This is a genomic window from Dokdonia sp., from assembly GCF_039945015.1.
Lineage (GTDB): Bacteria > Bacteroidota > Bacteroidia > Flavobacteriales > Flavobacteriaceae > Dokdonia.
Genome location: NZ_JBDUXP010000012.1, coordinates 37,559 through 49,774 on the forward strand (window position 1 = coordinate 37,559; position 12,216 = coordinate 49,774).

8 protein-coding genes are annotated in these 12,216 nt (G+C 32.5%); 4 read left to right on the forward strand and 4 right to left on the reverse strand.

Translation table 11 applies throughout. From position 1 onward, the window contains the following. Positions 1-107 precede the first annotated feature (107 nt). The 4 genes from ABJD27_RS09035 to ABJD27_RS09050 form a co-directional block, all read right to left on the reverse strand. The gene (locus ABJD27_RS09035) at positions 108-908 is read right to left on the reverse strand and encodes a hypothetical protein (protein WP_348163329.1); all 801 of its coding nucleotides are present in this window, start codon (positions 906-908) and stop codon (positions 108-110) included. A gap of 3 nt (positions 909-911) precedes the next feature. After that, positions 912-1,463: an RNA polymerase sigma factor gene (locus tag ABJD27_RS09040; RefSeq protein WP_348163326.1), complete on the reverse strand. Its 552-nt coding sequence runs from the start codon at positions 1,461-1,463 to the stop codon at positions 912-914. A gap of 188 nt (positions 1,464-1,651) precedes the next feature. Further along, positions 1,652-4,411: a CHAT domain-containing tetratricopeptide repeat protein gene (locus ABJD27_RS09045; protein WP_348163323.1), complete on the reverse strand. Its 2,760-nt coding sequence runs from the start codon at positions 4,409-4,411 to the stop codon at positions 1,652-1,654. A gap of 111 nt (positions 4,412-4,522) precedes the next feature. Further along, positions 4,523-5,788 carry a S8 family serine peptidase gene (locus ABJD27_RS09050; RefSeq protein ID WP_348163320.1) on the reverse strand — a complete coding sequence of 422 codons (1,266 nt, stop codon included), beginning with the start codon at positions 5,786-5,788 and terminating at the stop codon, positions 4,523-4,525. A gap of 291 nt (positions 5,789-6,079) precedes the next feature. Between ABJD27_RS09050 and mdh the strand changes: the two genes are divergently transcribed. The 4 genes from mdh to ftsY all read left to right on the forward strand — a co-directional run bounded on the left by mdh (position 6,080) and on the right by ftsY (position 12,203). After that, the gene (gene mdh, locus ABJD27_RS09055) at positions 6,080-7,006 is read left to right on the forward strand and encodes a malate dehydrogenase (RefSeq protein ID WP_348163317.1); all 927 of its coding nucleotides are present in this window, start codon (positions 6,080-6,082) and stop codon (positions 7,004-7,006) included. Between the two features lie 226 nt (positions 7,007-7,232). Continuing rightward, positions 7,233-7,844 (forward strand): hypothetical protein, encoded by a 612-nt coding sequence (locus ABJD27_RS09060; protein WP_348163314.1) that lies wholly within the window; start codon positions 7,233-7,235, stop codon positions 7,842-7,844. A 183-nt stretch (positions 7,845-8,027) separates the two neighbouring features. After that, on the forward strand, positions 8,028-11,060 hold the full coding sequence (gene secDF / locus ABJD27_RS09065) for a protein translocase subunit SecDF (RefSeq protein ID WP_348163311.1): 3,033 nt from the start codon (positions 8,028-8,030) through the stop codon (positions 11,058-11,060). 189 nt (positions 11,061-11,249) lie between these two features. Next, the gene (gene ftsY, locus ABJD27_RS09070) at positions 11,250-12,203 is read left to right on the forward strand and encodes a signal recognition particle-docking protein FtsY (RefSeq protein ID WP_348163308.1); all 954 of its coding nucleotides are present in this window, start codon (positions 11,250-11,252) and stop codon (positions 12,201-12,203) included. The last annotated feature ends 13 nt before the right edge of the window (positions 12,204-12,216 follow it).

Here is a 12,216-nt window from a genome sequence, read left to right on the forward strand (position 1 = left end):
AGTTTTGGATATTAAAAATTAATATATAAAATTACATTCTTAATTTAAAAAGCTGAACAACAATATGGTTGTTCAGCTTTTTATGTTTTTAATATTTGATAAAAGAATTACTCTAATTTTTTTAGAAGCTCTTTTGCCTCGTTATGTTTATAATAGGCTGAGTTATTAGAAATGATTTCTAGAGTTTGTATTGCCTTTTCCTTGTTTCCTTGTTTTAAGAAAGTTAGCACTTTGTACCAATGTCCTTTATGAGCATCTATAGAGTTACTCTGTAAAAGGGAATCAAATATCTTTAATGCCTTTTCATATTGATGTAACTCTAGATGAGAAACTCCTACAAATAGTATTGCTTGTTGGTCAAACTCATAAACTGAAGCATCTAAGGTATTGGCCTGTGTGATAACATTTTGATATTCTTTGGCATGAAAAAGTAACTCTAGTTCTTTATAGATATCACTATTACTATCTCCTTTTGAAACATAAGAAGGAAGTTCATCCCAATTATGATACTGCTCAAATAATGATGCTGGATCATAGTCTTTAGGGTAAAATATAAAAATGGCAATAATGATAACAGCAGCAACTGTACTAAGCAACTGTATATTAAATATCTTTTTCTTTTGTTTAGGATTTGTTGTGTTACGAAATTTTTTGAGACGTTCTGAAAATTCTAATGTTTCTTGTGATCTAAACAATGAGGCTTCTTTTTTTACGACGTCAGAATCTCCATTAAACTCAAACCAATCATCATTTTCAGGTATACTATATAGTGCTTTATATAGTGCAATTTGTTCTTTTAAATTAGGGTTTTCTTTTATGTTTTTTTCAAAAAGAGTCTGTTCTCCAGGCGTCATTTCCTTTCGGAGATAACGTTCTATAATGTCATGTTCTAACTCGTTCTCATTCATAATTTAAGGTTTAAGTCGTAGGTATCTAGAATCCTTTTTAATGAGCTTTGTTAAACGTGATTTGCATTTAAAAACACGTTGTCTTGCTACAGTTTCAGAGGCATAATTAAAGAACGTTACAATATCTTTATAGGCAATTTTTTTTAAACTCATCGTCAGTAGTTTTCTACAATTTTCAGATAACTCTTTAAATTTCTCTTGATATAATTCCCATTGTTTTTGCTCAATAGAGAATTTAGCTAAATCTACACTTTCATCAATAAGAGGAGTATTAGGGAGGTTTGTTACCCTATTTTGAGAGCATTCTCTTCGCCATAAGTTTTTACAGATTGTAAATAGATAGCTATTAAAAGATTTAATCTGCAATTCATCATTTTTTAATTTCACAAAAAGAGTAACCAATGCATTCTGAAAAATGTCTTCTGCAGCTTGCTTAGAGCCACTTCTGTTTACTATGTAGCGTTGTACTGCGGGAAAAGATTCGGTGTAAATCTTATTAAATGTATCTGGTTCTCCATTAAGAAAACCTACAATAAAAGGATCTGTTTTATTCATAGAACGAAATACATTGAAATGGCTCGATTAAATTACTTGAAAAATGTCGGCTAACAAAATATTTATAACAGCTCATACTATTGCTGGTTTTTTAAAGTCAGTGCCCGAGAAACTTGTAATAGGATAAGAAAGAAACTAATACAATTATGAAGGGAAATAACAATAGCTATTTTTATGAGCATTCAAGGTTACTTGCGTAAACGTTTTTTGAATAGTAAAAAGAGTATAATAAGTAGGATACTTAAAGAAAATATCCATAAATAAATAGTAGATGTTACTCCTAAGTCTATTGTGCTATCATGTCCTGTTAATGTAATGCCGCTCCAATAATAAGGAGATGTTTCGCTCGTATTAGCATGTTTTTTGAGATAGGAAAGTTTAGCATTTCTAAGGGCTTGCGATTTTTTCTTTCCAGATGCTATTTCTTTATAGAAACCCGTAATGATTTCCATATTGGCTTTTTCATTAACATCCCATAAGGTAGATATGACGCTTCTTGCACCAGCTTTAAAAAAACCTCTTTTAATGCTAAAAACTCCTTCCCCTTTTTTAATGTCACCTACATCAGTTTTACAAGCGCTTAAAACAACAAGTTCTTTTCTGTTTTTTGGAGAATAAAGTTCTTCTAGTCGAAGTTTGCTATCATAAAAAGCGAGCCAAGGCCCATCACTATCGGTTCCTCCGTGTGTAGAGATATGAATGATGGCATTATTGTCAAATTCAGTTAAAAATAATTCTTTAGAAGCCATTTCATGTGTATAGGTGTGATCTTGATAATAATTGCTTATTCCTTTTGCTTCTTTAGTGCTAAAAGGTAATGTTGTTAAATAACTATTTATAAAATCGGTAGGTAAGAAACTTATTGAGTTATTATTTGCAGGTCGTAATTGTGCTATGTGTTCGTCTAATGAATGAGAATATTTATAGGTAATTGTATAGGAAGAAATAAAGTATGTTTTTGGTATGTGTAATTCTTCAGATATTGTGAGTGCTTCAAAAGGGACTTTCTGAATCATCCCATCAGGAATAATGATTAAAGCTGTTTGTGGTCCGCTTTCGCGAAAGCGTTTAAAAGGAAGTAATACTTGAGATAAGTTTGTTGCTGCTTTTTTATAGTTTGCTATTTCTTGAGTATTCGTAAGAGGTTGGATTAAGGTGTTTTGAAATTCATCAATTTGTTGCCGAAGATCTGATAACGACGTTGGAATTTGTTTAAATTGAATGTCGTTTTTTGTAATCAACATCACGTATCCTAAACTGTCTCCAAGAGCATAGTCTATGACTTGCTCGTCTGCCTTTAGTGTTTTCTGAATATCTTTTAAAGAAGAAATGTTTAATTGTTTTTTAGTATTGACATATACGGGATATAAAACTTCAATAGAATCTATAAACTTTCGATACTTATTTTTTAAAGAAAACAAATCTTTTTTTACAATTTCTGTAGCTTCTGATTGCATTTCTGTAGACGAAATGTCTGTAAGTGAGTTTAGATGCTTCCTGATGTCAGATAAAATAACTTCTTCTTTTTCTAATATATATTGGGGGATATTAGCTCTTTGTTTTGCGAGTATTTCTGTAGTGTTTTCTAGTAAGAGAAGCCCTTTCTTTTTTTCCATATAGTATAAGGCAACTTCTGGTTTGTTGAGAAGGTAAGCAGTTTTGATAGCATCCATATATACATGAGATGCTTTTTTACGCCAATCTAGTTTTGATAATTCTTCTTGACTTTCGAGAAAAAGTTCATCTATAGTAGCATCTGCATATTTTAAAACCTTAAGTGCTTCTAGTAAGTATTCTTCTTTTTGATCTTTTTCATAATAGATTATCCATGCTTTTGATAAGTCATATAAATAACTAAAAAGCTGCTTTTTATCTGGTGAAATACTAATTTCTGTTTGGATAGGTAGCTGTCTTCTAGGTGATAGCGTGTCTCCTTTGCTTATTAAAGAAATTGCATCGTAATAATGTTCTAATGCTCTTTCATAATTTCCCATTTCGAGATCAAGACTCCCTAAATTATTTGAAATATTACTTAGTGGAACTTTTTTGTCTTCAGTATACGTATATGCTTGATTAAAATAATCTCTTGCTTTATTAAAATTATTTTTTTTAGTTTCAATAACTCCTAATAAAATTATAGAATTAAATATATTATTTGGGATACCTAAGCTTTTATAACTTTCAAAAGATTTGAGAGCATTTTTTTCTGCATCTTCTAGTAAACCTGCAACCAGATACATGGCGGCAGTATTATATATAATTTTAGCCTTGGTTGAACTAGAAATATCTGATTTGTTATAAGTTTCTATCTTTTTTTTAATTTGAATAAAATCATTTAAATACGTAGCGTCATTTAATTCTACATACATTGCTAAAATGTTATTGAGGACTTTGACCGCCTGATTATAGTATTTTTTCTCCCTAAGAATCTGTTCTGATAATAAAAAATGTTCAAGTGCGTTTTGAAAATCTCCCCATTTATCATAAACAAGACCTAACTCTCCATAGGCTCTGCCTAGTCTTACCTCATGATCTTTAGAAATGGATACCAAAGTATCATAATAGGCTTTTGATTTCCATGGTTTTGGGTTATCTGAATTATAATAAAAGTAACCAAGATTATATAAATTTCGTTTTGTTTTATCTGCTGTAGAGTCATGTTTTTTTAATCGTAAAACACGTTCCATTCTACCATATAACTGCCCTTTTTCATGATCTCCATTATAAAGGAAACACCATTTTGAATATTCATAATAGGCATCTTCTAAATAAGGAGTGTCCTCGGGTAGTGACGAGAAATAACGTTCTATTTGAAGTTCTTTTTGGTCATTGGTTATTTGTAGTGCTGTAATAGAATCGATATAGGTAGTTGGAGAATCTTGAGGCCAAATAGGAAGTGTAAACAAACATAAAAATGATATTAAAGGTATTTCTCTTACTCCTCTCATAAATAATGTTTTATAACGTAAATATATACTATTTTAGGGAAGGAGTTTTACCTCCTTCCCTAGTGGTCTAAACAATATAGTGTCTACCTAAACCTAATTATTCAAACCTGATTAGTAGTGTAAATATGAGTGATATTTGATTCTTTCTAAGTTGTTATTTACTGTACATACAGAAAGTATGTTTTGGATATGTTGTGATGGAGCTATATCAGGGACGTATAGTTGGCCAGCAACAGCAGATGTATATGCTGCCGAATAAGAAGTGCCCGAAAGCAAAATGTATTCATTCTGATCTAAGTAAAAAGGGATGTCTTCTCCAGGTGCTGCAATATCAACAGATTGTATTCCATAATTTGAAAACTTTGATAGATGTGGGTTATATATGTTTCCGTTCCATGAGGCTATAGAAAGTATATTATCGGTTTCATAAGAAGACGGGTAATGAGGAGTAATATCATTGTCATTTTTATAATTACCAGCAGAAGTTATAATAAGGACATCATCTTGCGTTTCTGTAATAAACTGTCTTAAGAGTCCGTAATCTATATTATACCAGCCAAAACTCATATTGATGATTTTTACATCACTATTATTAGTAGCATATTTAAAACCACAAAGGATATCAAAATAACGAGCATCACCATTCTCATCAAATACTTTTATAGGAAGTATCTGAAAATTAATATTTTGAGATGTTAGCCTTTCAAACATCATATAGATAGCTTCAGTTGCATGTCCATGATCATCAAAAGGGTCATAGTCACTATTTACAAAATCCCACCCAAAGTAATCGGTCATTCCATTTTCTGAACAGGTATTGGTATTTAATTGAGTATTGTATAGAAAAGGGGAGTCAAAACCAAAGTAGTTATAATCAATACCTGTATCTAAAACAGCGATTGTTACTCCATCATTAGAAGAAGTTAATAAATTAGTTGCGTTATTTATATCTTCAGGCCCAAAAGAGCTGTTTAATTTAGCACTTCTATGTTTTATAATCTCATTCATTTGAGATTCTTCTACTCCAAGTGTTTCTCTGGTACCATTAACAACGGTTTCTAAATCCAGACCACTCGAAGTTGTACCGTTATCGTCTATATCAAAAATCCATAATTCAAGAGTAGGGTCTGCACAAGTACAATTTTTATAATTTGTGACTTGGTATTGGTTTCTTATGACCTGTTTTTCTGCTTCATTAATGCCATCTTTATATTTGATTATAATCTCTCCTAAAGAGGATTGAGTATTTGCTACGTTATAGTCAGAAGTTATGTTTTCTGTATCTAGTTGTAAAGAATCATTTATACTGTCGTCTTTTTCGCACCCAGTGATCATACATAGAATGCATAGTGTTGTTAAAAAAAATAATTTTTTCATAATTTTTGAATTTAAATTAGGCTTAGGATTTTGCAATGCAATAAACAGTGTTTTTTAATTTGATTATCTGTTTATTAATGTATAATAAACATCCCAGACATATGGTATCGGGGTGTCTGTATAAAGTATAGAGTAAAGTATATCATTTTGTTACCCATAGTATATATTTTTAAATAGAAAAATGTACCACGATAAAACTCTCTTTTAACCCTTCCTTATGGATTAAATGTTAAAGAAGCCGTATTTTTGCGACTACATACTAAATAATTATAAATTCAAAAAAATAATTTTATGAAAGTTACCGTAGTAGGTGCAGGAGCTGTAGGAGCAAGTTGTGCCGAATATATCGCTATTAAAAATTTTGCAAGCGAAGTTGTATTATTAGATATTAAAGAAGGATATGCTGAAGGTAAAGCAATGGACTTAATGCAAACAGCATCCCTTAATGGCTTTGATACAAAGATTACTGGATCTACAAGTGATTATAGTAAAACAGCGGGAAGTGATATCGCGGTAATTACTTCTGGAATTCCTCGTAAACCAGGAATGACTCGTGAAGAACTTATAGGAATTAATGCAGGAATTGTAAAAACAGTATCAACAAATCTTGTTGAGCATTCTCCAAATGTGATTCTAATAGTTGTATCTAATCCTATGGATACAATGACCTATCTAACTCATAAAGTAACAGGACTTCCTAAAAACCGTATTATTGGTATGGGAGGAGCTTTAGATAGTGCTCGTTTTAAATACCGTCTTGCAGAAGCTCTAGGAGCTCCTATTTCAGATGTAGATGGTATGGTGATTGGTGGACATTCTGATAAAGGAATGGTTCCATTAACAAGACTTGCGACACGTAACAGTGTACCAGTATCAGAATATATAAGTGAAGAACGTTTACAACAAGTATTAGAAGATACTAAGGTTGGAGGTGCGACACTTACAAAACTTTTGGGAACTTCTGCTTGGTATGCACCAGGAGCAGCAGTATCAGGACTTGTTCAAGCAATCGCTTGTGATCAAAAGAAAATATTCCCTTGTTCTACATTACTAGAAGGAGAATACGGACTTTCAGATCTATGTATTGGAGTACCTGTAGTATTAGGTCGTAATGGAATTGAAAAAGTAGTAGAAATCAATTTAAGTGATGCAGAAAGAGCGCACTTAGAAGAAAGTGCTGCTGGAGTTAAGAAGACAAATGCGCTTTTAGACGCATAAGTAGTATAGTGTTTACGCTTTCGCGAAAGCGTACTCATAGTCATATAAGAAAGAGATCGTTGAAAAATGATCTCTTTCTTGTTTTACGACAATTTTTAGAAAACAATTTTACGAGTGTAAAAAATATTGGATACTCCTAATTGAAATCCTATATTTGTGCGTTTTGTAAAAATGATCGATTCATTTATACGATATAATTACAATCTTTGTTTTTTATATTTGACGCATGAAAAATAAGTGGTACATAAGTGCTTTAATTTTTGCCCTAGCTATTATTGGTATTAGCTTGGATAAAGCTTCTGTGCCTAATCAGGAAATTGTACTTCAATTTACTGATGTCGAAGTGACACCTACAGAAACTCAAGATGCAATAGCGCTTGTTAAGAGTCAATTACAAGCCGTATCTGTTGATAATATTAAAATACAAGAATCTGGAAACGGAATACTAAAGATCACCTATTATAGTGATGTTGATGTTGCCGAAATAAAAAAAATATTTTCAAAAGAAAGAAGTGTAACACTTGATCACGCTTCTTATGATTTTAATAAAGACAATACCGACTTTCCTTTTGAGAAGGATTTAAAAAAGTATCAACTAGAGGTATATGAAATTCAAGACATTCAAGATCTAGTAGGTTCTAGTGGAAATGTCCTGGAATTAAAATCAGAAGTTATTCGCTTTTTTACTCCAGATAGTTATGCTATCCTAAATAAGGTACAAAGCGAAGAAAAAAACAAAACTGAAAAATTAGCATACGTAGTACAAAGAAATATTGCAATTGCAATAGATAACTCTTCTTATAATATTCCTGAAGTTAGGGCTGGACCTATAGCTTAAAGGGATTTTCAAATACTTTTGGTTGTAATTAAATTATAGCACTTTAGATGGTGCCTTTTTACAATTTAAAAGTGGCTTTCTTCAAAATGTAAAGCCTAAAATTAAATTATCATTATTAAAATTAATTATCAAATGACACTAGAGGTTATCTAGGGTGCGCATTTGATTACAAAAAACACAAAAATGCAAAATAAAGGACTCATTAGATTATTTGCAATTGTTTTTGGTTTGGTATGTATATATCAATTATCATTTACATATTTAACAAATAAAACAGAGACAGTGGCAAAAGAATTTGCCATAAGTAAAGCAGGAGATGATGTAGATCAAAGAGATATTTTTGAAAAAGTATATCTAGACAGTGTAGGTAAGACACCAATTTATGCAGGAATTACCTATGATGAAGCAAAGGAAAAGGAACTTAATAAAGGACTTGACCTTAAAGGAGGAATTAATGTAATTCTTCAGATTTCTGTAAGAGATATCTTAGGAGGTCTAGCAAACGGGAAGAGAGACCCAGCGTTTATTACAGCCTTAGATGCGGCAGATGAAATACAAAAGAATAGTCAAAACACATATTTAGAAGATTTTTTAAGTGCGTTTGATACTCAGGAAGCTGTAAAACTTGCTTCACCAGATATATTTTCTAATGTAATTCTTGGAGACAAAATTGATCCAAAAATGAGCAATAACGATGTTGCTGCTGTTCTTACAAAAGAAGTTAAAGAAACCTTAGAATCTGCTTTTAAAACACTTCGTAATCGTATTGATAAATTTGGAGTGACACAACCTAATATCCAAAGTCTTGGAGATAACGGTCGTATTCTTGTAGAACTTCCAGGAGCAAAGGATATCCAACGTGCTGTACGATTTGTAACGGCAAAAGCACAATTAGAGTTTTATGAAACTCATTATGCTGGAGATGCCTTAAATTATTTAGGACTTGTAGATCAAACACTCGCAGCCGAAGTAAAGAATGAAGAGAAGAAAGAAGCTGTACAAGAAGAAGATACTACAGCTGTAGCAAATGCAGATAGCGCAGTAGATGAATTATTAAAGGATGCAGAAGAGAGTGCAGAAGAAGAAGAAGAAGTTACTCAGGTAAATCCATTATTTGAACTTCTATCGCCTAACCCAAGAGCTTTACAACTTGCAGAAACACCAACTATTGGATATGCTGCTGCAAAGGATACTGCTCAAATTAATGTATACTTAAGAACTCCATCTATTGTTCGTTTACGTCCAGCAAACTTACGTTTTGCAAAATTTACTTGGGGAGAAGTTGAGACATTAGGAGAAGGAGATACTGCTGTAGAAAGAATTGCTTTATATGCTTTAGAATCTAATCGTTCTGGAGAACCTTATATGAGTGGAGACGTTGTAAATGGTGCACGTCAACAATATACACAAACACAACTGCCTGCTGTAGGACTTGATTTTGAAGGACAAGGTGTAAATCAATGGGCAAAATTAACAGCTACTGTAGCTCAAAAAAGAAATGCAATTGCTATCGTTCTTGATAATACAGTACAATCTGCTGCAACAGCTAGACAAGAAATTAAAAATGGAAGTACAGAAATTTCTGGAAACTTTACAGTACAGTCTGCACAAGATCTTGCTACAGTATTAAACGCTGGTAAACTTCCTGCATCTGCAGATGTTATTGAAGCAGAAGAGATTGGAGCAACTTTAGGGAAAGAAGCTATTAATAGTGGTGTTATCTCATTTATAATTGCACTTGCATTAGTACTTGTATGGATGGTATTCTATTACGGGAAAGCTGGTCTGTTTGCAGATATTGCTTTGATTGTAAACATCTTATTTATCTTTGGAATACTTGCTAGTTTAGGAGCTGTATTAACACTTCCTGGTATTGCCGGTATTGTACTGACCATAGGTATGTCTGTGGATGCAAACGTACTTATCTTTGAACGAATTAAAGAAGAATTACGAAAAGGGAAATCTCAAAAAGATGCTATTAAAGATGGATTTAATAATGCATTATCATCAATCCTTGATGCAAACATTACTACATTCTTAACAGCATTAATCTTATTCTTATTTGGAACAGGACCTGTACAAGGATTTGCTACTACCTTAATGATCGGTATTGCAACATCTTTATTCTCTGCAATATTTATCACACGTCTTTTTATTGATAATTATGGGAAGAACGGAAAGTCATTAGCATTTGCTACAGAAATGACAAAGAACTTATTTGTAAATACTAAAATAGACTTCTTAGGAAAACGTAAAATGGCTTACGCAATCTCAGGAGTATTAGTAGCGGCGGGTATTTTCTCTTTAGTATCTGGAGGCTTAGATGCAGGGGTAGACTTTGTAGGAGGTCGTTCATATACTGTACGTTTTGAAAAAGCAATGAATTCTTCAGAAGTAGGAGAGCTTCTTGCTGGAGAAGATGTATTTGGAAGTGCTATTGTAAAAACATATGGAGCAGATAATCAATTAAAGATTACTACAAAATATAGAATTCAAGAGAGTGGATTAGAAGTAGATGAGGCAGTAGAACAAAAATTATTTACAGCACTTAAAAACTACTTACCAGCTAACTTAAACTTTGAAGATTTTAGTAGATCGTATGATGGCAAGGAGATTGGTAAGATGAGTTATAATAAAGTAGGGCCTACGATTGCAGATGATATTAAAAGAGGCGCTTTACTAGCCGTTATCGGATCACTTATCGTAGTATTCTTATACATCTTATTACGTTTCCGTAGATGGCAGTTCTCATTAGGAGCTGTAGCGGCAGTATTCCATGATGTATTAATCGTACTTGGAATCTTTGCTATCTTCAAAAACATTATGCCATTTGATATGGAGGTAGATCAAAACTTTATTGCAGCGATCCTGACAGTAATTGGGTACTCTCTGAATGATACCGTGGTTGTATTTGACCGTATTCGTGAGTATATCAAGGAGCATGGATCAACACGAGGATTTGGTAAACTAATCAATCAAGCATTAAATAGTACATTAAGCCGTACATTAAATACCTCTGTAACAACATTAATCGTGTTACTAGCGATCTTCTTCTTAGGAGCAGATTCTATTAGAGGATTAATGTTTGCATTAATTGTAGGGGTGATCGTAGGAACGTACTCGTCACTATTTATTGCAACACCAGTAATGTTTGATACAGTACAGAAAAAAGCATTAAAAGAAGAGAAAAAAGAAGAAGAGTCTGAAGAAGCTTAATCTCTTTTCTTAATTATATACAAAAACCCGTTATAGATATTATAACGGGTTTTGTTTTTATAAGTCAAAATAACCGTTTTTTAAGATAATTACGCTTTCGCGAAAGCATACACACCTGACATAATTGCATTCTCAGGAAAAGGCACTATTTTTGACATTCCAACGATGACATTCCACTAAAAAAGAAACATGAGTTTTTTCAAAAAAATATTTTCCAAAGAGAAAAAAGAAACCCTAGATAAAGGCCTTGAAAAATCAAAGACGAGCTTCTTTGAAAAAATGAGTAAAGCTGTTGCTGGAAAATCTAAGGTAGATGACGATGTTTTGGATAATCTAGAAGAAGTGTTGGTTACCAGTGATGTAGGTGTAAAAACAACATTAAAAGTGATCACACGAATAGAAGAACGTGTAGCCAAAGATAAATACTTAGGAACCGATGAACTTAATAAAATCTTACGAGAAGAAATTGCAGGATTGTTAAGTGAAACAAATGCTGGTAATGCTACAGAGTTTGATATTCCTGAAGGGACAAAACCTCATGTCATCATGGTGGTAGGTGTTAATGGAGTAGGGAAGACAACGACTATTGGGAAACTAGCTTATCAATTTAAGAAGCAAGGTAAGAAAGTTGTGTTAGGTGCTGGAGATACTTTTAGAGCAGCGGCAATTGATCAATTACAAGTTTGGGCAGATAGAGTAGATGTTCCTATTGTAAAACAACAAATGGGAAGTGATCCTGCATCTGTTGCCTTTGATGCTTTAGAGAGCGGTGTAAACCAAAATGCCGATGTTATTATTATAGATACCGCTGGACGTTTACATAATAAAGTAAACTTGATGAATGAGCTTACTAAAGTAAAACGAGTAATGCAAAAAGTAGTAGGAGATGCACCACACGATGTATTATTAGTCCTTGATGGATCTACAGGTCAAAATGCATTTGAACAAGCAAAACAGTTTACAGCTGCAACAGAGGTAACTTCACTAGCTGTTACAAAACTAGATGGAACTGCCAAAGGTGGTGTTGTGATAGGTATCTCTGATCAATTTCAAATTCCTGTAAAATATATTGGAGTAGGAGAAGGTATCGAAGACTTACAAGTCTTTAATAAAATAGAATTTGTAGATTCTTTCTTTAAATAAAGAGAATATATTA

Coding starts and splice junctions, on each gene's coding strand:
- ABJD27_RS09035 (WP_348163329.1), bottom strand. CDS start 908: ATGAATGAGAACGAGTTAGAACATGACATTATAGAACGTTATCTCCGA.
- ABJD27_RS09040 (WP_348163326.1), bottom strand. CDS start 1,463: ATGAATAAAACAGATCCTTTTATTGTAGGTTTTCTTAATGGAGAACCA.
- ABJD27_RS09045 (WP_348163323.1), bottom strand. CDS start 4,411: ATGAGAGGAGTAAGAGAAATACCTTTAATATCATTTTTATGTTTGTTT.
- ABJD27_RS09050 (WP_348163320.1), bottom strand. CDS start 5,788: ATGAAAAAATTATTTTTTTTAACAACACTATGCATTCTATGTATGATC.
- mdh (WP_348163317.1), top strand. CDS start 6,080: ATGAAAGTTACCGTAGTAGGTGCAGGAGCTGTAGGAGCAAGTTGTGCC.
- ABJD27_RS09060 (WP_348163314.1), top strand. CDS start 7,233: ATGAAAAATAAGTGGTACATAAGTGCTTTAATTTTTGCCCTAGCTATT.
- secDF (WP_348163311.1), top strand. CDS start 8,028: ATGCAAAATAAAGGACTCATTAGATTATTTGCAATTGTTTTTGGTTTG.
- ftsY (WP_348163308.1), top strand. CDS start 11,250: ATGAGTTTTTTCAAAAAAATATTTTCCAAAGAGAAAAAAGAAACCCTA.